The sequence below is a fragment of the Tritonibacter scottomollicae genome (assembly GCF_003003215.1).
Lineage (GTDB): Bacteria > Pseudomonadota > Alphaproteobacteria > Rhodobacterales > Rhodobacteraceae > Epibacterium > Epibacterium scottomollicae.
Map to the genome: position 1 here is coordinate 660413 of NZ_PVUF01000001.1, position 20645 is coordinate 681057.

At 61.9% G+C, this 20645-nt stretch carries 24 protein-coding genes and 1 riboswitch; of the genes, 14 read left to right on the forward strand and 10 right to left on the reverse strand.

What is annotated here, in order from left to right; translation table 11 throughout:
- The first annotated feature begins 4 nt into the window (after nucleotides 1-4).
- Genes CLV89_RS03095 through CLV89_RS03120 form a run of 6 tightly spaced genes read left to right on the forward strand, consistent with a single transcriptional unit; the run spans nucleotide 5 to nucleotide 4130 of the window.
- A complete protein-coding gene (locus tag CLV89_RS03095; RefSeq protein ID WP_009176962.1) occupies nucleotides 5-925 on the forward strand; it encodes a branched-chain amino acid ABC transporter permease in 921 nt (306 codons plus the stop codon).
- Nucleotides 922-1905, forward strand: coding sequence for a branched-chain amino acid ABC transporter permease (locus CLV89_RS03100; protein WP_106162143.1), 984 nt, complete (start codon nucleotides 922-924; stop codon nucleotides 1903-1905). Before CLV89_RS03095 ends, CLV89_RS03100 begins: the two co-directional genes overlap by 4 nt.
- Nucleotides 1898-2647 (forward strand): ABC transporter ATP-binding protein, encoded by a 750-nt coding sequence (locus tag CLV89_RS03105; RefSeq protein WP_106162144.1) that lies wholly within the window; start codon nucleotides 1898-1900, stop codon nucleotides 2645-2647. The genes CLV89_RS03100 and CLV89_RS03105 overlap by 8 nt, the downstream gene beginning before the upstream one ends.
- The gene (locus tag CLV89_RS03110; protein WP_106162145.1) at nucleotides 2644-3330 is read left to right on the forward strand and encodes an ABC transporter ATP-binding protein; all 687 of its coding nucleotides are present in this window, start codon (nucleotides 2644-2646) and stop codon (nucleotides 3328-3330) included. The genes CLV89_RS03105 and CLV89_RS03110 overlap by 4 nt, the downstream gene beginning before the upstream one ends.
- Nucleotides 3331-3333: 3 nt before the next feature.
- Nucleotides 3334-3738, forward strand: a complete 405-nt coding sequence (locus CLV89_RS03115; protein WP_106162146.1) for an acyl-CoA thioesterase — start codon at nucleotides 3334-3336, stop codon at nucleotides 3736-3738.
- On the forward strand, nucleotides 3735-4130 hold the full coding sequence (locus CLV89_RS03120; protein ID WP_106162147.1) for a RidA family protein: 396 nt from the start codon (nucleotides 3735-3737) through the stop codon (nucleotides 4128-4130). Before CLV89_RS03115 ends, CLV89_RS03120 begins: the two co-directional genes overlap by 4 nt.
- Before the next feature lie 102 nt (nucleotides 4131-4232).
- Here the strand turns inward: CLV89_RS03120 and CLV89_RS03125 are convergent, their stop codons facing one another.
- A complete protein-coding gene (locus CLV89_RS03125) occupies nucleotides 4233-5231 on the reverse strand; it encodes an NADPH:quinone reductase (RefSeq protein WP_106162148.1) in 999 nt (332 codons plus the stop codon).
- 211 nt (nucleotides 5232-5442) lie between these two features.
- Here CLV89_RS03125 and CLV89_RS03130 point away from each other — a divergent pair, with 211 nt between their 5' ends.
- On the forward strand, nucleotides 5443-7785 hold the full coding sequence (locus CLV89_RS03130; protein ID WP_106162330.1) for a putative bifunctional diguanylate cyclase/phosphodiesterase: 2343 nt from the start codon (nucleotides 5443-5445) through the stop codon (nucleotides 7783-7785).
- 102 nt (nucleotides 7786-7887) lie between these two features.
- On the opposite strand, the gene CLV89_RS03135 is transcribed toward CLV89_RS03130, so the two are convergent.
- The 5 genes from CLV89_RS03135 to CLV89_RS03155 form a co-directional block, all read right to left on the reverse strand.
- On the reverse strand, nucleotides 7888-8685 hold the full coding sequence (locus CLV89_RS03135) for a dimethylarginine dimethylaminohydrolase family protein (RefSeq protein WP_106162149.1): 798 nt from the start codon (nucleotides 8683-8685) through the stop codon (nucleotides 7888-7890).
- A gap of 37 nt (nucleotides 8686-8722) precedes the next feature.
- Entirely contained in the window at nucleotides 8723-9415 is a 693-nt protein-coding gene (locus CLV89_RS03140) for an ABC transporter permease (protein ID WP_106162150.1), read from the reverse strand.
- A 12-nt stretch (nucleotides 9416-9427) separates the two neighbouring features.
- Nucleotides 9428-10141 carry an ABC transporter permease gene (locus tag CLV89_RS03145; protein ID WP_106162151.1) on the reverse strand — a complete coding sequence of 238 codons (714 nt, stop codon included), beginning with the start codon at nucleotides 10139-10141 and terminating at the stop codon, nucleotides 9428-9430.
- Between the two features lie 72 nt (nucleotides 10142-10213).
- Complete coding sequence (locus CLV89_RS03150; protein WP_106162152.1) at nucleotides 10214-10984, reverse strand: transporter substrate-binding domain-containing protein; 771 nt, start codon at nucleotides 10982-10984, stop codon at nucleotides 10214-10216.
- 44 nt (nucleotides 10985-11028) lie between these two features.
- On the reverse strand, nucleotides 11029-11811 hold the full coding sequence (locus tag CLV89_RS03155; RefSeq protein WP_106162153.1) for an ABC transporter ATP-binding protein: 783 nt from the start codon (nucleotides 11809-11811) through the stop codon (nucleotides 11029-11031).
- 213 nt (nucleotides 11812-12024) lie between these two features.
- Between CLV89_RS03155 and CLV89_RS22560 the strand changes: the two genes are divergently transcribed.
- From CLV89_RS22560 to CLV89_RS03190, 7 genes are all read left to right on the forward strand, one after another.
- Nucleotides 12025-12192, forward strand: a complete 168-nt coding sequence (locus CLV89_RS22560; protein WP_165798082.1) for a hypothetical protein — start codon at nucleotides 12025-12027, stop codon at nucleotides 12190-12192.
- Nucleotides 12193-12529: 337 nt separating this feature from the next.
- The gene (locus tag CLV89_RS03165) at nucleotides 12530-13369 is read left to right on the forward strand and encodes a tryptophan 2,3-dioxygenase (protein ID WP_106162155.1); all 840 of its coding nucleotides are present in this window, start codon (nucleotides 12530-12532) and stop codon (nucleotides 13367-13369) included.
- Nucleotide 13370: 1 nt separating this feature from the next.
- Nucleotides 13371-14561, forward strand: a complete 1191-nt coding sequence (kynU, locus tag CLV89_RS03170) for a kynureninase (RefSeq protein ID WP_106162156.1) — start codon at nucleotides 13371-13373, stop codon at nucleotides 14559-14561.
- A gap of 212 nt (nucleotides 14562-14773) precedes the next feature.
- Nucleotides 14774-14953 carry a ribbon-helix-helix protein, CopG family gene (locus CLV89_RS03175; RefSeq protein ID WP_106162157.1) on the forward strand — a complete coding sequence of 60 codons (180 nt, stop codon included), beginning with the start codon at nucleotides 14774-14776 and terminating at the stop codon, nucleotides 14951-14953.
- Nucleotides 14950-16476: a CHAD domain-containing protein gene (locus CLV89_RS03180; RefSeq protein ID WP_106162158.1), complete on the forward strand. Its 1527-nt coding sequence runs from the start codon at nucleotides 14950-14952 to the stop codon at nucleotides 16474-16476. Before CLV89_RS03175 ends, CLV89_RS03180 begins: the two co-directional genes overlap by 4 nt.
- The gene (locus CLV89_RS03185) at nucleotides 16473-17255 is read left to right on the forward strand and encodes a ParA family protein (RefSeq protein ID WP_106162159.1); all 783 of its coding nucleotides are present in this window, start codon (nucleotides 16473-16475) and stop codon (nucleotides 17253-17255) included. Before CLV89_RS03180 ends, CLV89_RS03185 begins: the two co-directional genes overlap by 4 nt.
- Nucleotides 17252-17725, forward strand: a complete 474-nt coding sequence (locus CLV89_RS03190) for a CYTH domain-containing protein (protein ID WP_106162160.1) — start codon at nucleotides 17252-17254, stop codon at nucleotides 17723-17725. The genes CLV89_RS03185 and CLV89_RS03190 overlap by 4 nt, the downstream gene beginning before the upstream one ends.
- A 278-nt stretch (nucleotides 17726-18003) precedes the next feature.
- Here the strand turns inward: CLV89_RS03190 and cobF are convergent, their stop codons facing one another.
- From cobF to CLV89_RS03210, 4 genes are all read right to left on the reverse strand, one after another.
- Nucleotides 18004-18768, reverse strand: coding sequence for a precorrin-6A synthase (deacetylating) (gene cobF / locus CLV89_RS03195; RefSeq protein ID WP_106162161.1), 765 nt, complete (start codon nucleotides 18766-18768; stop codon nucleotides 18004-18006).
- A 98-nt stretch (nucleotides 18769-18866) separates the two neighbouring features.
- Nucleotides 18867-19364, reverse strand: a complete 498-nt coding sequence (locus CLV89_RS03200) for a hypothetical protein (RefSeq protein ID WP_106162162.1) — start codon at nucleotides 19362-19364, stop codon at nucleotides 18867-18869.
- Between the two features lie 71 nt (nucleotides 19365-19435).
- On the reverse strand, nucleotides 19436-20134 hold the full coding sequence (locus CLV89_RS03205) for a CbtA family protein (RefSeq protein ID WP_106162163.1): 699 nt from the start codon (nucleotides 20132-20134) through the stop codon (nucleotides 19436-19438).
- Between the two features lie 4 nt (nucleotides 20135-20138).
- Nucleotides 20139-20309, reverse strand: a complete 171-nt coding sequence (locus tag CLV89_RS03210; protein WP_106162164.1) for a CbtB domain-containing protein — start codon at nucleotides 20307-20309, stop codon at nucleotides 20139-20141.
- 40 nt (nucleotides 20310-20349) lie between these two features.
- Nucleotides 20350-20563, reverse strand: a riboswitch (cobalamin riboswitch).
- Between the last annotated feature and the right edge of the window lie 82 nt (nucleotides 20564-20645).

Here is a 20645-nt window from a genome sequence, read left to right on the forward strand (position 1 = left end):
ACATATGTCAACGATACTTATCATCGAGCAGGTGCTGAACGGGCTGCAATCCGGCGTCATGCTCTTTCTCATGGCGGCAGGGCTGACGCTGATCTTTGGCGTCATGGGGCTTATCAACCTCGCCCATGGCTCGCTCTATATGGTTGGGGCCTTTGCGGCGGCGGCTGTGGCGGGCGTCACGGGGTCGTTTGTATTGGCGCTGGTCGCGGCCCTTGCGGCAGCGGCCCTTGCGGGGGCTGTGATCGAGGTCGCGGTGATCCGCAGGCTCTATGACAGTGACCATCTCGATCAGGTCTTGGCGACCTTTGCGCTCATTCTGATCTTTTCCGAGGGCACACGCTGGGTCTTTGGGTCTTTTCCGCTGTTCCTGGACATTCCCGATGCCTTGTCTGGGCCGGTGACCTTGCCCGGCGGCATCCAGTACCCTTTGTATCGTTTGGCGCTGATTGGCGTGGGGCTGCTGGTGGCGTTTGGCCTGTGGCTCTTGATTGAGCGCACACGTATCGGCATCCAGATCCGCGCGGGTGAAAACGACCGCGAGATGATCGCGGCGCTGGGCGTCGATATCTCGAAACTTTACACGCTGGTCTTTGCGCTGGGGGCGGCCCTGGCTGGTCTCGCGGGCGCATTGGTGGGCGCAATCCAGTCGGTGCAGGTGGGCATGGGCGAGCCGGTGCTGATCCTGGCCTTCGTGGTGATCGTCATCGGCGGGATCGGGTCCATCAAGGGCGCGTTTATCGGCGCATTGCTGGTGGGGCTTACGGACACATTGGTCGGGATCTTCCTGCCCGAAGTACTGAAACTCTTTATGGACGCCGCCCCTGCAACCTCTGCCGGATCCTCGATTGCCTCGATGTCGATCTACATCCTGATGAGTCTTGTCTTGATCTGGCGTCCCTCTGGCCTGTTCGGAGCACGCGCATGAGCCGAGAAACACTCTTTAACGCAGCCCTGCTGCTGGGTCTGATTGCCGTGCCTGCATGGGCGGTGATGATGGATGAACCCTTTACGATCACGCTGGCGACCCGTGCAGTGATCCTTGCGCTTGCGGCGGCGGGGCTGAATATCGCGCTGGGCATCGGCGGGCTGGTGAGCCTTGGCCACGCGGTGTTTTTCGGGATTGGCGGCTACGCCATGGGCATCCTTGCCCATCACGCCCAAAGCTATACACCGCTGATGGAATGGCCTTTCCTGATCGAAGGCACCAAGTTCATGCCGGTGATCTGGCTTCTGGCCGTTGTGGTCTCGGCCGTTGCGGCCTTCCTGATCGGATTGATGTCGCTGCGTACCACCGGGGCCTATTTCATCATGATCACGCTCGCCTTTGGTCAGATGTTTTACTACTTCGCCATCTCCTGGAGCACCTATGGCGGCGAAGATGGCATGTCGATCTACATCAGGAACGACTTTCCCGGCCTCAACACGCTTGTTCCGATCCAGTTCTACGGGCTGTGCCTCGCAATCCTCGTTGTGGTGCTGATCTTCACCGCCCGCTTGCGCCGCTCGCCCTTTGGGTTGGCGCTGAACGCGGCGCGTCAGGTGCCCGCACGCGTGGAGGCCGTGGGCATGGATCCGATGCGCCTGAAACTGGTGGCCTTTGTCATCTCCGGTGTCATCACCGGTCTGGCTGGCGCGCTATTTGCCGATCTCAACCGCTTTGTCAGCCCGACCATGTTTAGCTGGCAGTTCTCGGGCGAGATCATGATCCTTGTGATCCTCGGCGGGGTGGGGCGGCTGTTTGGGCCTGTTGCGGGGGCTGTGACCTTTGTGGCGCTGGAACATTTCCTCGGTGGCATCACCGAATTCTGGCACATCTTCCTCGGGCTGATCCTTCTGGCGGTCGTGCTCTTTGCGCGCGGTGGCATCACCGGGCTGGTGGCAGGCAAGGAGGCGACCCATGACTGAGACCATTCTTGCAACTCACGGCATCACCAAATCCTTCGGCGCGCTGAAGGCCAGCAACGATATCTCGATTGATCTGCGCCCCGGCGAAATTCACGCCATCATCGGTCCCAATGGGGCAGGTAAATCCACGCTGATCGGCCAGATTTGCGGCTCACTTGCGCCGGATGCAGGTCGCGTAGAGCTGATGGGCCAGGATGTGACCGGCCTCAGTACCGATCAGCGGGCGCGAGCCGGGCTTGGGCGGACCTTTCAGATCTCGGCGCTGGCGATGGAGGACACGGTGCTGGAGAACGCCATCCTCGGCGCCATGGGCGCCAGCGGCAGGTCGTGGCGGTTTTGGTCGGCAGCGCTTGGCGACAGGTCTTTGCGCACCCGCGCCGAGGCGGCGCTGGAACGGGTTGGCCTCGCGGAGAGCATGACGAAACGCTGCGCCGACCTGAGCCATGGTCAGCGCCGCCAGCTGGAGGTCGCCGTGGCGTTGACGCTCGCGCCAAAGGCCTTCGTGATGGATGAACCGATGGCGGGCCTTGGCGCAGAAGGGTCCAAGAACCTCACCGGGTTCCTCGACAGCCTGCGCCAAGAGGCTCCGATCCTTTTGGTGGAACATGACATGGACGCGGTCTTTGCGCTCGCGGACCGGATCAGCGTGCTGGTCTACGGCGAGGTCATCGCCACCGGCAGCGTCGATCAGATCCGCAGCGATCCGCGCGTGCGCGAAGCCTATCTGGGAGAAAGCGCATGAGTCTTTTGTCCGTCAAATCCCTCACGGCCTCCTACGGCGTGAGCCAGGCCCTGTTTGGTGTCGACCTTGATATCAATCCGGGCGAGGTGGTGGCGCTTATGGGCCGCAACGGCATGGGCAAATCCACCACGGTCAAGGCGATCTGCCGCATGATCACCGCGGGCGGCACGCTGGAGTTTGCAGGCCAGAACCTGCACGCATTGCCCAGCCACAAGGCCGCACGTCTGGGCCTTGGTCTGGTGCCTGAAGGGCGGCGCTGTTTTTGCGACCTCACGGTGGCCGAGAACCTCCTCGCGACCAGCCGCCCCGGTGACTGGGACATGGGCCGGGTGACTCAGCTTTTCCCGCGTTTGGGCGAACGTCACAGCCAGCTTTCGGCGTCGCTCTCGGGCGGTGAGCAACAGATGCTCGCCATCGGTCGCGCCCTGATGACCAACCCGCGCCTGCTGATCCTGGACGAAGCCACGGAAGGCCTCGCACCGATCATCCGTCAGGAAATCTGGTCTGCGATCAACCGGCTGAAACAGGACACCGATATGGCGATCCTGGTGATCGACAAGACACTGGCGGAGCTGGAACAGGTCTGTGATCGCGCTGTGATGCTGGAGCGTGGCAAGACCGTCTGGAGTGGTGCCATGACGGCGCTGACCCCGGACATCACTGAACGCTATGTAGGGGTTTGAGCCATGTATGAAATGCCGCAAAAAGTGCTGTTCAAGCACTGTGACCCTGCGGGGATTGTCTTCTACCCGCGTTATTTCGAGATGATGAACGATTGCGTCGAGAGCTGGTTTGCGGACGTCTTGGAATGGCCGTTTGAGGACATCCACAAGACCGCTGGCGTGCCGACGGCCAACATCCAAACGCGCTTTTCCGCGCCCAGCCGCCATGGCGAGCAGCTGGTGCTGAAATTGCGGGTGATAAAGCTGGGTCGGAGCTCTCTGACCTACGAGATGACCGCCACATGCAACGATGAGCTTCGCTTTGAGACAGAAGCGACGCTGGTGCATGTGGCAGCAAGCGGGCGGCCTGACCTCTGGCCTGCGCCCATTAGAACAAAAATTGAATATGACATGAAAGGGCAGACATGACCCATCAAACCATTCACCCCGAAGGTTGGGCTCCGGCGAAGGGCTATGCCAACGGCATGTTGACACAGGATGGCGTTTTGCACATCGGCGGCCAGATCGGCTGGGACGAGAAGCAGGAATTTGCCTCCGACAGCTTTGTCGACCAGATGCGCCAGGCGTTGAAAAACATCAGATCGATCGTAGAGGCAGCGGGCGGCAAAGCTTCGGATGTCACCCGCCTGACGTGGTTCGTGATCGACAAGCAGGAATATCTGGCGCACCAGGCCGAGGTTGGTGCCGCCTATCGGGAGGTCTTTGGCAAGCACTTCCCGGCGATGTCGATGCTGATCGTGGCGGGTCTTGTTGAGGATCGCGCGCTGGTTGAGATCGAGGCCACGGCGCATATCAGCTGAGTGCGGGGCGCGACCACTAGCAATCGCACAGCCTATCTGACTGGAAAAAAGGGCCCCGCACCGGGGCCCTTTGCTGTTGGAGAAACCCGCAATCCGGTGGGGTCAGAGGGTCACGACCGCATTGCCCAACAGGCTTCCCTCTTCCACGGTTTCATGCGCGCCGGCGATGTCTTCCAGCGCAAAGCGACGATCAATCCGGGGCAACAACTGGCCGGAGGTGAGCAAAGCATTGATATCCTTGATCGCCTCTGCTTTGGCGGCATCGCTCATTGAGTAGACAAAGACCGGCTGCAGCTGAATGTTGCGGAATGCCAGCGGATAGAAGGGCAGGGCCGGCGTCAGATTGGAGGCCGAAGCATAGGCGCCGACGGAGCCGTTGATCTTCAGGATCTGGGGGTAGATCTCCATATGAGCGGCAATATCCACATCGACCACATGGTCGATGCCACCATTGCCAACCAGATCCAGCAGTTGATCGAGCAGCGGCGTTGCCTTGTAGTTCAGGACCTCATCCGCACCGGCTTCGCGCGCGATCTCTGCCTTGATGTCATTGGAGACGGTCGCGATAACCCGTGCGCCCTTCGCCTTGGCGATCTGGATGGCGCTGTGGCCGACCGCACCGGCGCCGCCGGTCACCAGAACGGTGCGTCCTGCGACGGGACCGGCCCACATCAGCGCGCGGTGTGCGGTCATGGCCGGTACGCCGAGGCACGCCCCGGCCTCAAAGGACGCCTCCTCGGGCAATTCAACAGCCAGATGGGCGGGTATGATCGCATATTGGGTTGCTGTGCCAAGCGGCCCCTGTCCCAGGCCATCGGCAGAGCGGTTGATGTTGTACATCCAGACGCGCTGACCGACGCGGGCAGGGCCGACGCCTTCGCCAACTGCCTCGATCACGCCTGCGCCGTCATTATGGACCAGAACCTGATCGGCAATCATGGGGCCCTGTGCGCCCGAGCGCAATTTGACATCCGAAGGGTTCACGCCGGATGCGCGCATGGCCACCAGGACCTCGCCCGCGCCGGGGGATGGCAGGTCGACCTCCTTGAGTGCCAGGGTGTCCCGCGCCGTACCTCGGGCCGTGTTGAATACCGCTTTCATGATCACTCCTGTCGTTTGATCGGGAATTGGATTGACGCGCATGAGCCCTGAAATATGACCCGAACGCAAGGGCGAGAAGGCCGATTTATAAGCACTGTAACAAGGTGTTAACCAAGAATGATGAACGCCGCCGTGGATTAGGCTTTGTGAAAACGAATCTGTTTAGTGTCGTCTCAGTGTGGTGTGTGATTTCGGTCCGGAGGGCCTGTTCATGAGATTGGGACAGACACTTGTTCTGTTTGCTCTTATTCTGGCGATGCTGACCGGACTGTCGTTCTTGGGCTATCACTATTTGACCCTTGCGAGCGAGTATCGTGCCCGGAATCTGATCCACCTCGATCTGATGCACGATGCGCGCGATATTCTACACAACAACCCGATCTTGCGACCGGAATCCGCGCGGCACCTGAATGAGGTGTTGCAAGCGGCAGACGTTCAGCCCCGCTGGTGCATTAGCAACCTCTCTGCGATGGAGCACAAGGGATTTGTCCTACTCGGCGCAGAACCAGCACTTGCGATATGCGAGCGTGGGATCCGAGAGGGGCGGCGTGCTGAGGCGTTGTTGAAGCCGTTGATGGGGCCGCAGGCGGTCTTGGGAGATGATCCCAATAGCCTGTCTGATCATACCCTTAAGGTCAGGAAGCAGGTGCAAATCCTGCACGATCTCAGCTTTTCATTCCGCCCGACCCTGGATGTGATCGAGGCGCGGCTCGTGATGGTGGTCAAAACCGGCACCGGGATAGTGAGTTTCTGCCTTGCTCTGGTGTTCATTTTTCTAGCCCGCCAGATGGTCAGGTCGTGGCGGACGTTGTCCGAACAATCTCAGCAACTGAAACGGATGTCTCAACGCGTCTCCGCAGCGATGAGCGCCTCCACCGACGGGTTTGCGATCTTTGATGAGGAAAATCGCCTCGTCACCTGCAATGAGACCTATCGCGAGTTGAGCCATGTTGACCCGAAAGCAGTCAAGGTGGGTATGGCCCTGCCGGAAATCCTGGCGGATGCGGTACATGCAGGGCACTACGCGCTGCACGGTCAGTCGCCAGAAGACTACGTGATGAGTTACAACAGCCGCATTGAAAGTCACGCCTATCGCGCTGAAACGCAGCTGGAGCTTTCGGGGGATCGCCATATCGTCTCGCGTGTGAACGAAACCGATTCTGGCGACAAGGTCGTGACGCGGGTAGATATTACGGATCTCGTGCGCGGTGAGCGTGAGCAACGTCATGTGGCCGAGGTCTTGCAGGAGGCCAAGGACCGGGTTGAAAAACAGTCGTTGAGCGACCCGCTGACGGACCTTGCAAACCGGCGGCATCTGGACCGCGAACTGGCGCGGCGGCTCGATGAGGCACCGGTGACATTGGTGCGTATCGACCTGGACCGCTTCAAGAAAATCAACGACATCCTTGGGCATGAAGCGGGCGATTTCGTGCTGTGCCATGTTGCGGATGTGTTGCGCCTACACTCGAAGGCCGGAGATCTCATCGCACGGGTGGGCGGGGATGAATTTGTCGTCCTGTGCCAGCAGGGCACATCGCTGGCGCAGGGAGAGGTGCTGGCGAAGCGGGTTCTGGATGCGGTGCTGCAGCCGGTGGCGTGGGGGAACAAGCGCTGCAACTTCGGTGCCAGCTTCGGCGTTGCCCATGGCAAGCCGGGCGAAATGTCTGCAAGTGAGCTGCTCAGCAATGCCGATGCTGCTCTGTACCGTGCGAAAGCCTCAGGCCGCGCCATGGTCGAGGTGTTTACCGCCGAGATGCGAGCAGAAACCCTGGCGGAACGGGCTCTTGCAGACCGCATGCAGCATGCGCTCGAGGTTGGGGAAATCGTGCCCTATTATCACACCCAACATGACGCCCGCAGTTGGCAGCTTGCCGGTGTCGAAGTGCTGGCGCGCTGGGAACATCCCGAATTGGGCGTGTTGCCGCCGGTAAAGTTCCTCGGCATTGCCAAGCAATTGGGCCTTGAGGCGGAGCTTGACGGGCGCATTTTCGAGGCTGCGGTCAAGCAAATGGCCGAATTGGAGGCGCGGTCGATAGAGGTGCCGCGCGTGGCCTTCAACGTCAGTGCGCCGCGGATCATGGAGCCGGGGTTTCTTGATACCGTGCGCAGCCACATCCCGGATCGCCGCGACCGCTTTGCCTTCGAAATACTGGAATCCATTTCTTGCGAGGAAGAAGGCGATGCGTTGATCTTCTGTATCGACGCCCTGAAGGACATGGGCTTCAAGATCGACGTGGATGATTTCGGCTCGGGGCATGCCTCGATCAACGGGGTGCTGAATATCGAGCCAGATGCCCTGAAGATCGACCGCAACATCATCTTCCCGCTTGGTCAGAGCGAGCGGGCGGAGCGCATGGTCGCCTCGATCGTCGACCTTGCCCATACGCTCGATGTGAAAATCATCGCCGAAGGCGTCGATTCACTTGAGAAAGCGCGGCTGCTGCGTGAAATCGGCTGCGACATCCTGCAGGGGTTCTATTTCTCCGAGCCTCGCAGCTTCGCAGAGCTGAAGCTGAACCTGCTTGGGGTCGATCAGGATCGCAGCGCGATCTAGCTCTTGCGTGATCTTGGGGGTGGTCGTGACTTAGAACACGGGCGCTTGCCGGGGGTGTCCCGATGGCGCCCGTGCTGGGGATTGTCCTAGACGGCGCGCGGCTCAGCGCGTCGGCGTGAACCGCAGCGACAGGCAGGACATGCCGCCGTCCAGTTTGGCAGCTTCGGAATTGCCGATTTCGCGCACAGTGTATCCTGCTTCGATCAACCGATCCCGGGTGGCGGGGAAGCCCGCGGGCATCAGGACGAGATCGTTGAACCGGATGGTGTTTGCGGCGGCCTCTTCACCAGGGGCGGTGTAGATGACCTTATATCCTTCAAAGCAGCCCGACGCGGCGAGACGCTCGGTCGCCAGCACGGTTTCGCCGTCCAGCAGCGAGCAATCGGTCTTGAAGTGCAAGACACCTTCGGGGGTGATGACCTCGCGCACGGTGTAGCCCCAGTCGGCGACCAGCCCGCGCAGCTCTTCTATGCCGGCGGCATTTGTACGCGCCGAACGCCCAACGAGGATTTCGGTTTCCGTGGTCAGGATATCACCGCCCTCGATATAGCTGTCGGCGCCCGAAATCGCGCGCACATCGCCGTAGAGCGCCTTCAGATGTGGTGCCATCTCTGCCGCTTCGCCCAGACGGGACGGGGCGCCGGGCCGCATGACAATCGCCCCTTCACGCAGGCAGAGCGCGGTGTCTTCGACAAAAACCGCATCCGGATAGGCGTCCAAGGCGTCGAGCACGGTGACCTCCGCGCCGGTGTCCTTCAGCGCCTGTACATAGTCGGCATGGTGGCTGTGGAACAGATCCAGATCCGGGGTGCCGACGTCCACGGCGCGCAGACCGTCAATGATGCTGGCGCTGGGTTTGCGGGAAATCGCGTGGGTGAAGCGGAAGGAGCGGTCCGTCATGAGGTAGTCCTTGTGTGTCGTCAGAGAAACAGATGTGTCAGGCGCTGCGCTGTGGCATCCGGCGTTCCATCAGCCGGAAGGCAATCACCAGCACAAACGTGAGGCAAAGGTAGATGAGCGCCACGAACAGCAATGGTTCGTAGATGCGATAGGTTTCCTGACGCACGATGCTGCCGACGCCATAGACCTCGAAGACGGTGATGGTGGCGGCCAGCGGTGTGGCTTTCAGTGTCAGGATGAATTCCCCGGCCAGGGTGGGGAAGACGTTCTGCAAGGCGCGTGGCAACCAGATCCGGCGCAGCACTTTGAACGGGCTCATCCCCATGGCGCGTGCGGCTTCCAGCTCGCCGCGCGGAACGCTGCGGAAGGCACCGCGCATTACTTCGCCTTCATACCCCGCCACGCTCAGTGAAAAGGCCACGACAGCGTAGGGGAAAGCCTCGCGCAGAAGCGGCCAGATCATCGACTCGCGAATGCCCGGAATGAAGGGAAACAGCGATCCGAGGCCGTAGTAGATCAGCCAGAGCTGGATCAGCAGCGGCGTGCCCCGGATCACGGTGCAGAAGGCGCGCGCCGTCCAGGCCAGCGGCCAGGGGCCAGTGACTTGTGCAAGCCCGATCGGGATCGCCAGGGACATGCCGAAAAAGATCGAGAGACCCAGCAACTGCAACGTCAGCCACAGACCTTCCAGGAAGCGGGGCGCGTATTCAGGTAGCCAATACCATTCCATCACGGGGCCTCCTTATGTCTGCGACGGCTGGCCGCGCCGCAGACGACGCTCCAGCAGGCCAAAACCGAGTGTTGAGACCAGCGTCACCGCCAGATACAGGCCGCCAGCCACCATGTAGAACATGAAATACTCTCGTGTCGCGCCAGCCGCCTGTCGGGTTTCCAGCGCCAATTCGCTAAAGCCCACAACGGCCAGAAGCGCGGTGTCCTTGGTGGTGATCAGCCAGAGGTTCGACAGTCCCGGCAGCGCATAGGGCAGCATGATCGGCAGGGTGATCCGGCGCAGCACAGTGAGGGGCCGCAACCCCATGGCGCGCCCGGCCTCGACCTGTCCGTGCGGCACGGACTGAAAGGCGCCACGAAACACTTCGGTTGAATAGGCGCCCTGCACCAGTCCGATCACGTAGATCCCGGCCCAGAGGCCGCTGATGTCCATGCGCTCCAGCCCCATGCTTTCGCGGACGATATTCAGCAGATCGGTGCCCGCGTAGTACAGCAGCAGGATCAGCACCAGCTCCGGGATCGCGCGGATCACGGTGGTGTAAAACTCGAGCCCCCAGCGCAGCACCGGCCCGCCGTGCAGCTTTCCAAGCGCACCAAGCAATCCGATCACCAGCCCGAGCGCATAGGCCCCGACCGCGATCTGGAGTGTACGCAGGAGGCCCATCAGAAGGTTGCCCCCCCAGCCGGGCGGGCTCAGGGCGAGAAGATCGAATGCGCTGTCCATTGGGGATTTGGTCTTTCGTCAGTAAAAATGCCGGGCCACCCGGATGAGGTGGCCCGGCCAGTGCAGCGGGGATCAGCCGCCGTAGATGTCGAAGTCGAAGTATTTGTCCGAAATCGCCTTGTAGGTGCCGTCGGCGCGGATCTTTTCGATTGCCGCGTTCATCTTGGCGTGCAGGTCGGTGTCGTCCTTGCGCATGCCTGCGCCCACACCGGGACCAAAGATGGCGACGTCGTTCAGCTCGGCCTTGACCTCGTAAGGCGCGCCTGCATCGCTTTTCAGAAAGTCCTGAAAGGCGAGACTGTCACCCACAACCGCGTCGATGCGACCCGCAACCAGATCCTGGTTGTGCTCGTCAAAGGTGTTGTAGGTCTTCACGTCCGCGGTTTCGGCGAAATGCGCATCCACGTAGTTGGCATGGGTGGTGGAGACCTGAACACCGACATATTTGCCGTCCAGGCTGGCCGGATCGCCGGTCATCTCCATGGACTTGGCACCCACCAGAACCGCCGGTGTGTTGTAGTACTTGTCGGAGAAGTCGATGGTTTTCAGCCGTTCTTCGGTGATCGACATGGACGCCATGATCACGTCGATCTTTTTCGACATCAGGGCAGGGATGATGCCGTCCCATGCGATGGGCGCGATCGTGCAGGTCTCTTCCATGGCCTCACACAGCGCGCCGATCATCTCGACTTCCCAGCCGGTCCAGCTGCCGTCTGCGGTTTTTTCCGCAAACGGCGGATAGGGCTCTGCCGCGATGCCGATGGTGACATCGGCGCTGGCAATCCCGGTCGACAGCATAAGGGTGGCGGTCGCGGTTGCAGCGAATGTGGTCAATGTTTTCATTGTGTTGAACTCCCGGTTTGGTGGTTTTGTTTTATGGTTTGGTCTTAGTGAACGGAGGCCACGAAGGCCCGGCAGCGATCACTGAGCGGGTCGCCGAAGACCTGCGCGGGCGGGCCTTCCTCTTCGATCTGCCCCTGATGCAGGTACAGAACGCGGCTTGAGACATCGCGGGCAAAGCGCATTTCATGCGTGACCAGCAGCATGGTGCGGCCTTCGTCGGCCAGCTCGCGAATGACCTTCAGAACCTCGCCCACGAGCTCCGGATCAAGCGCCGATGTGGGCTCATCAAACAGCATGACGCGCGGATCCATCGCCAACGCACGGGCAATCGCCACCCGCTGCTGTTGTCCGCCGGATAGATAGGCGGGATAGGCGTCGCGCTTTTCCCAAAGGCCCACGCGGGCCAGATGTGCCTCGGCCCGGTCGGTGGCCTCGGCACGGCTGAGGCCGAGAATCTGCACCGGCCCCTCGATCACGTTTTGCAGCACCGTCATGTGCTGCCACAGGTTGAACGATTGAAACACCATGCCGAGGCGGGAGCGGAACCCTTCAAGCTGACGGCGATTCTTCGGGACCAGACCGGTTCGCCCGGGTTTCAGGTCCAGTTCTTCGCCCCCGAGAAAGATCTGCCCACTCGAGGGGGTCTCCAACATGTTGATGCACCGCAGAAACGTGCTCTTGCCAGAGCCGCTGGAGCCGATCAGTGACACGACATCGCCGTCCTCTGCCCGCACGCCCACCCCGCGCAGCACATGCGCAGTGCCAAAATACTTGTGCAAATCACGCACTTCGATGGCGGGCGGTTGAGGGGGGGTGTCGTCTGGCATCGGCTGGGTCCGTTGTTATGATCTGTTGGCGACAGACTAGGTGCGTTACCGCCTGAAGGTCAACACTGTTGCACGATTGTGCAGCCCGTAGTTTTGCAGATCGCCCTTGGGTTGCGCCGGATGCCTATGATGTCAGCAGTCTGGGAAAGGTCAGGATCTGGAGCCATAGGGCGGGCAGTTTTCGTCGTGGAGCAGGCGCAGGGGCGTTTCTGTATGGCTGATATCGGCAGGGGTGGCAGCCAGAAAGGCGCCGCTGCATGCGTGGTGGTTATACTGGAACGTGCCCGGATGCTGGCTTCAATGCAAAACGTAGGCCTGGGCGCGCACTCAATCTCTGCCGGTGTCGCGGTGCGGCGCATGGGCTTCGATGCCGCACAGTGACTGGTGGAGGTGGCTCGCTCCTGCGTGCAATCGTCTGCAAACCGGCCCGCCAAAGTTTCGAAATCTGCTATGATCGCTCGTGTCACGCCTTGATGACAACGAGGGCTGCCCGCACCGTCGATGCCTTGATCGCGCGCCGCTGTCCGAAGGTGCTCCAGCCGGCGAGGAGGCGATGTTCAGGCAAGCGAATCCCTGTGGCGAGGGCGCGAAAAAGGAGTGACGAAAATGTATTTTATGCTTGAAGCTTTTGTCTTGCGCTGAGGCAGTCAGGACAATACCGTTGCGCCAAACCGGCCCCAGGGGCGGCGATGGATCTCCGTATGAAAGGTGCGCCAAGATGACCAACACACCCTATAATCCGGGGCAGGAGGGGGCAAAGATGGGCTTTGCCGATGCCATGTCCTATGGCGACTACCTGCATCTGGACGCGCTCCTGGACCAGCAGCATTGCAAGAGCGACGCTCATGACGAGATGCTGTTCATCATTCAGCACCAGACGAGCGAACTGTGGATGAAGCTGGCGCTGCACGAATTGCAGGCGGCGCGCGATGCGCTGCAGCAGGGTCAGACGGCCGAGATGTTCAAGATGCTCGCCCGCGTCAGCCGCATCTTCGAGCAGCTCAACAGTGCTTGGGACGTGCTGCGCACCATGACCCCCGCCGACTACACCCGCTTTCGCGAGGCGCTGGGTCCGTCGTCGGGGTTCCAGTCGCATCAGTACCGGCTGATCGAATACGTGCTGGGCAACCGCAACCCCAACATGCTGCGCCCGCACGAACATGTCCCCGAGGTGCATGCACTGCTCGCGGATGAGCTGGCACGGCCCAGTTTCTATGACGAGGTGAACCGCTACCTCTACCAGACCCTCGACGGCCATACCGACAACATGCCGGAATTGCAGCTGGACGCGCCCCATGCGCTGAACGCCGAGATCCAGTCCCGCTGGCTGGAGGTCTATCAGGACATCGACAGCCATTGGACGCTCTATGAGATGGCCGAGAAACTGGTTGATCTCGAAGACTATTTCCGTCGCTGGCGCTTCAATCACGTCACCACGGTCGAACGCGTCATCGGCTTCAAACGCGGCACCGGCGGCACCTCCGGCGTGCAATACCTGCGCCGCATGCTGAGCGTCGAGCTGTTCCCCGAACTCTGGACCCTGAGAGGCGATCTCTGACATGACCCAACTGCCCAAGAAACATCTCTTCGACATTCCCGAGGGCATGATCTACCTCGATGGCAATTCCCTCGGCCCACTGCCAAAAGGCGCGGCGGAACGTGCGACCAAGACCCTCACGCAGGAATGGGGCACCCAGCTGATCAAGGCGTGGAACACCGCCGACTGGATGGCGCTGCCGCAGAAGGTGGGCGACCGGATCGCGGGCTTTATCGGCGCCGCACCGGGCAGCGTGGCCACCGGCGACACGCTGTCGATCAAGGTCTATCAGGCGCTGGCGGCGGCGCTGAAGATGCGCCCCGACCGTCGGGTGATCCTGTCCGACACCGGCAATTTTCCCTCCGATCTCTATATGGCGCAGGGGCTGATCTCCACCATCGGCAAGGACTACGAGCTGCGCACCGTTGCCCCCGAGGATGTCGCCAAGGCGATCACCGAGGATGTGGCCGTGGTGATGCTCACCGAGGTCGACTACCGCACCGGGCGCCGCCACGACATGACTGAGTTGACCGCACGCGCCCATCAGGCCGGGGCGGTTATGATCTGGGATCTGGCCCATAGTGCCGGTGCGCTGCCAGTGGACCTGACCGGCTGTAACGCGGAATTTGCGGTGGGCTGTACCTATAAATACTTCAACGGCGGTCCCGGTGCGCCGGCCTTTATCTATGCGCGTCCCGATATCCTGCTGGAGGTGGAACCGGCGTTGTCGGGCTGGCTCGGCCATGACGCGCCCTTCGCGATGGAGCCCGGCTACCGCCCCGCCATGACCACCGAACGGCTGCGCGTGGGCACCCCGCCGATCGTGCAGCTGTCGATCCTCGACGCGGCGCTTGACGTCTGGGATGGTGTGTCGATGGACGAAATCCGCGGGGCCTCCGTCGCGCTCTGCGAGAGTTTCATCACCGAGGTGGAGGCGCGTTGCCCGCAGCTGACGTTGGCCTCACCGCGCGATGCAGCGGTGCGTGGTTCGCAGGTGTCCTTCGCCTTTGAAGAGGGGTATCCCGTCATGCAGGCTCTGATCGAGCGCGGCGTGATCGGTGATTTCCGCGCGCCCAACATCCTGCGCTTTGGCTTCACGCCGCTCTATATTGATCAGGGTGACGTAATCGCCGCCGCAAAGGTGCTTGAGGACGTCATGACCAGTGAAAGCTGGAAGGATCCGAAATATCAGGTACGCTCTCGCGTGACCTGATCCCGCGTCAGATTACGAGCGGACAGGACCGCCCTCTGCGCATGCAGGGGGCGGTTTTCATTTTGGCGCCGTCGCGGCCCATGAAAACGCGGGCACAAGCTCTGCCGGCTGCCCCCATGTGTCTGTCGCGCAAGAGCCGGGATTGTATCGTACCTGTTTGACAAGAGCTTTGAAAAAGTGACATCATGACGTCAAATTGAAGGTTCGCTACTATGCCCAAAGATAAAGCCGATCTCAGCAAATCCGCGCGCAAGAACACCTCGCTGCGTCTGGATGGCAAAACGCTGAAAGCCCTGAAATTGCGGGCCATCGAAGAAGATACCAGCATTCAGCGCCTCATCGAGCGGCTCATTGATGACTACCTGAAGACAACAAAGAAAAAAGGCAAATGACAGCAGAAGTGTCCCATAGTTTCCTGCTCGACGGCGCTGTCGAGTGGTCCGAAATTGCAACTGCGCTGGGCGATCTGCGGCTGGAGTTCGATACGGAGGACACGTCACTGGCCTTCTGCATGCTGGATTGTCACGATCAACTGCTGCGAAAGTCCGGCCGCGTTTTGCTGGAGTTCGACGATAGTCTCACGATGTTGGCTGCCGGCACGCCACCACAGCGTCAGGCCACCGCCGAGGCCGCAAGGTTCCCCGCCGATCTGCCCGAGGGGCCGGTCAAGCGCCTGACGGAGGCGACATTCCCACTGCGCTGCTTCCTGGCGATGGCCAGCGGCACGCTCCACCGAAACAGCCTGCGGGTGGTGGATGAGGAGGCCAAGACCCATCTGCGCGGCGAGATCCTGACCGTCGGCAGTGACGCGGGCCACGTCACGCTGGTGACCTTGTCGCCCCTGCGCGGCTATACCCGTGCCCCGGTCCGGCTGGGTGCCGCGCTTTTGGCCCATGGGGCCGGGCCGCTGGAGGCCGAACACATCTTCACCACACTGGCGCCGAATGTGCCGCGCTATCTGGCTAAGCCCAAGATGAGGTTCAGCGGCCATGAGACCGCCTTTGACGTAGCGGTGGAGACGATCCGCAATTACATCGCCGTGGCCCGCGCCAATGAGGCCGGCGTGATCGGCGACCTCGACACCGAGTTTCTGCATGACTACCGGGTGGCCCTGCGCAAGGTGCGTTCGGTGCTGAGCCTGTTCAAAGGCGTCTTTGGCTCTGTGCAGACGGCAGAGCTGAAGGCGGCATTTTCGGACCTGATGGCGCCGACGGGGCGGGTGCGCGACCTAGATGTCTATCTGATGGACCGCGCCGCCTATGACGAGCTGGTGCCTGAGCAACTGCGCCCGGGTCTGTCGGTGATGTTCGACGCCTTTGCCGCGGAACGGGACGGGGCGCAGGCAAAGCTCGTCAAGCACCTGAAAAGCAAGGGCTATCAGAAAAAGATCTCGGCACTGGAAGAACAGTTCGCCCATCCCGATGGTTTTGTGCGTGGTGAGGCGGGCGGCCTCAGCGCGGAGGTTTACGCCCGCAAGTTGGTGTGGAAGAGCTATCGCAAGATCTGCAAGATCGCCGCCCATATTGGTGACGACACCGTGGATGAGGACGTTCACGAATTGCGCATCGCCTGCAAGAAATTCCGCTACCTGCTGGAGTTCTTCGCGCCGCTGTTCCCGGGCAAGAGTGCCAAGCGCCTGATCAAGCGGATGAAGGCGCTGCAGGATACCCTCGGGGTCTTCAATGATTGTTCTGTGCAGAAGGACTCTCTGGCCACATTCATGTCCACGCACCCTGCCGTCACCGGTGCCAGGGGGCTGGAGGCGGCGCAAAGCATCGGCGCGCTGATCGCCATCCTCGACCAGCGCCAGCGGGCAGAGCGGGCGCGGGTGATGACGTATTTCGATCAGTTCTACAGTGCCGAGACCCGCGCCGAGATCAAGACGCTGTGTCAGCGTAAGGGAGCCGCCGCATGAAGATTATCGCCTGCTACAGCAACAAGGGCGGTGTCGGCAAAACCGCCGCGGCCGTCAATCTTGCCTATGCCTATGCGCAGTCCGGCGCACGTACCCTGCTGTGCGATCTCGACCCGCAGGGCGCGTCGAGCTTTTATTTCCGGGTGAAGCCCTCGAAGAAGCTGAAGGACACGCAGTTCTTCGAGGATGTGGACCGCTTCGCCCGTGCGATCCGAGGCAGCGACTACGAGAACCTCGACATCCTGCCCGCCAACCTGACCTTCCGCGACTTTGACGTGTTCCTGTCGCGGATGAAGAACAGTCGCTCGCGCCTGAAAAAGGCGCTGAAAGCGGTGGATGGCGATTATGACGTGATCATTCTGGATTGCCCGCCCAACATCTCCTCGCTGTCGGAGGCCGTGTTCAAGGCCGCCGACAGGGTGGTGGTGCCGGTGATCCCGACCACCCTCTCCGAACGCAGCTTCGAACAGCTGTTTGCGTTCTTCAAGGAAAGCGGGCTGAAGACTGCAAAGCTGCTGGCCTTCTTCTCCATGGTGCAGGGGCGCAAGACCCTGCATGGCGAGACGATGGCGCGGCTGCGTGACAGCTATGGCAAACTGTTCCTGACCACGGAGCTGCCGTTTTCCACCGATGTGGAGAAGATGGGCGTGCATCGTGAGCCGGCGCTGTGCTTTGCAAAGACGCGCCCGGCGGGCAGGGCCTATCTGGCGCTGTTCGACGAGGTGAACGCCCATGTGTCGGTGGGGAAGACAGCTGTGAGAGCAAAGGGATCGCCATGAAAGAGATCGAACGGAAGTACCTGGTTGCGGAGCGCCCCGATCTGACCGCAGCCACGGCGACACCGGTCAAGCAAGGCTATCTGACAGCGTTGGAGGACAGCACCGAACTGCGCCTGCGCCAGAAGGGGGAACGGTTCTTCCTCACCCAGAAGGGCGGCGCGGGCCGGGTGCGCGAAGAGCGCGAGGCGGAGATCACCCGGACGGTCTATGAGACCTTCTGGCCCGGTACCGAGGGGCGGCGGCTGGAAAAGACCCGCTGGACCGGCGTGCTGGCGGATGGCTGGGGGTATGAGTTCGACATTTTCGAGGGCACACTGGCACCATTGCAGATGGTTGAGGTGGAGTTCGCCGATGAGGCTGCGGCGGAGGCCTTCGTGCCGCCCGAATGGTTCGGGCGCGAGGTGACTGAGGACAAGCGGTTCGGCAACAAGTCCCTCGCGGTGCATGGCCTGCCGGAGGGCGCTGTCTGAGCCGCGCCTGAGCCCGGGGGGGCGCGCCGAAATCAGACCGTTGGAGGTCGGGCAGGGGAAGCTCCCGCCCCCGCGCAGTCCCTTGCTGACGCAAGACCCCGCTTGGGGTTGGGCCGGGCAGCCTGTCCTGCGGACAGGCTGCGGCGCCGGACCGTCAGGTCCGGCGCCATGCCCAACGGGAGCGGTTGTGCCTCTGGCACGGCCAGCGACGGGCGGGAGGCCCCCGCTGATGAGGACACGCGTCGCGGCCAGGCCGAGCGAGCGGTCAGGTCAGGTGATTAGGTCAGACGCTTTAACAGGTAGATATCCATGATCCAGCCGTGATCGGCGCGGGCGCTGGCGCGTGTGGCGAGGATCTCCGCCTGCACCTCGGACAGGCGCCCGGCAATGTTGATCTCATTCTCCATGCCCGCATAGGCAGACCAATGGATCATCACCTCTTCGGGCACTTCAAGGCTTTGGAATGAGCAATCCCCGTCGAGCATGATCACCAGCGTGTCGCAGCCCTCGGGCCAGCCGTGATCGCGCAGGCGTCGCCCGGTGGTGATCTGCACCGGCGCGCCAATGCCGTTCAGCGGCACGCCGTGGGCGGCCGTCAGTGCCTGGATCGAGGTGATGCCCGGTATCACCTGCATTTGCATCCCCACCCGCGCGCGCAGACGCTCGGCAATTCGCATGGTGCTGTCATAGAGCGACGGATCCCCCCAGACCAGAAACCCCACGCGTCCCCCCTTCGGCAGATGCGCCGCCATGGTCGCCTGCCAGACCTCGGCAATCGCGTCATGCCAGTCATCCACTCGCTGGCGATAATCGGCGGTGGCTGGATCTCGCACCGGCAGGTCGAATTCGACGATCTTCGGCGGCTGCGCGACCCCCGCCAGCACCTCGGCGCAGATCGCCTGACGCAGCCCGGCAAGGTCATCCTTACCTGCACCCTTGTTGGGGATCAGGATCAGATCCTGCGCGCCGAGCGCTTCCACCGCCTGCAACGTCAGATGCTTGGGGTTGCCGGTGCCGATACCGATCAGGCTGAGGTGGAGCATGGGGCGCAATCTCTCAAGAATAAATGGGCGGACAGATCTGCCCCGGTCTTGGTGCCGTGTCCGGTGCAGGTCAAGGGCATGGTCTCAGGAGCGCATCATCAGCGCGTGTCCACGGTCACCGCAGCCTCGACCGGGCTGCCGTCAACCGCGATAACCCCGTGGCTGTTGGAGTTCAACGAGACCTTCACTTCCACCTCACCCTCGGGCAGCGTGCCGATATGCATCCAGCGGCCATAGAGCCGCCCGATCTTTTCGCCGTTGACATAGACATGGGCGTGGCCTTCGCCCTCCAAATCAGCGCCGGAGGCGTTTTCGGGCGCAAAGCGGAAGTTCTGCGGCATCGCGTGCAGGTTCCAGCCCGACATCGGATCGGGGGTCAGTGCGATTTCCAGCGCCGGGGCCTCCGGGCCAGCGGCGATATCGACCATGGCGGAGTGATCATGTGCGGCCATCTCGGCCTGACCGCCGCCGCCGTGATGGGCGGGGTCGCCGTGGTCGTGGCCATCAAAGGTCACGCCATTTCCGGCGGCGGTGACAAAGCCGATGCCGCCGCCAAAGACAAGACCGATGGCAAACAGGGCGAGCGAACGGGACATGGGGTCTTCCTTCAATATGGAAATCCCCGCCGGGCGCGATGTGCGCGGCGGGGATCATCAGGCGTTCTGGGTCACGCTGCAGCTGCGTCGCGGGCGGACTCGGTCTGCCAGAAATAGGCGGCAAAGGCGCCCAGCAGCACCCAGGCGGCCATGCCGATGCCAAAGGCCCGCGCGGCAAACAGCGCCCCGATCTCGGTCGGCACCGGGCCGGTGAACGTATCGGGCTCCGGCGCGCCGATCACATGCGGGGCGATCAACAGCAGCGCCGGCACCACGTAGGAGACCAGATTGCCGCCAAAGGCGATCAGCCACATGGCAATGCCGGCGGTCGCAACGGTGGCTACCCACCAGATCTGACGCGCGCCCACATCGGCGGCGGCGACGCCGGGCACTTCGGGGGCCAGGGTGAAGCCGGGCGCGAAGTGAAAGGCGACAAAGCCTGCAATCCCCCAGATGATGCCGTGGCGTGCGGTGACCACATGGCCCTGACGCTCCGCCTGCGACATCAGCGCCACCAGAACCAGCGCGTAGCCGGTGTAGGTCAGCATGGTGAAGAGGATGCTCAGCAGGTTGCGCATTGGCTCGTCGAACAGGCCCGGCAGTTCGGGATGGGCACTGACGGGATCACCGCCGAAATGCACCAGCGCGCCGGTCTCATAAAGTTCGGCATGCAACAGCACCGGCTGCACGAAGAAAAGCTGCAGCAGGGCGACGATCAGCCCCGCTGCAGCGCCAGCGAACAACGCGCTGGTCAGAATACGTGTGAGCATGGTCTTAGTGGCAGGGAAAGCCGGTGGCATGGCGCACGTCATGTGCCGCATCATGCAGGGTCGAGGCCTGCACATGGCCGGTCACGGTGATGATGCCGAGACCCAGAACCACGGCAAAAAGCGCCGGGATGATGCTGGAGACGGATGTGGTCGAGGTAAGCGTCTTGGTCGTCATGTGTGTGTCCTCCGTGCCGTCACACCCGACGGCAGACATAAAGTTCTCGTTCCATACGGCCGGTCTCCTGACTCGCGGGTCACGGCGATCATCCTCCTTCCCGGCACGCAGGCCAGTGGGTTCAGAATGTCGCTCGCCGCTCACAGTCGCGGGGGCGGTTGGGGCTTCGGCGCCGCGATTGGGTCCGCCGTTCCTCATTCCCGTTTCAGTCCCGATGCTTTGCATCATCAGACACCGTATGTATCTGTTGTGCCTTGCGCGCTTTGCTCCGGTCAAGCGTGAATACGCCACCGGAGGCGCTGTTCGCGGCAGTTCTGTGATCTTCAGGGGGCTTGC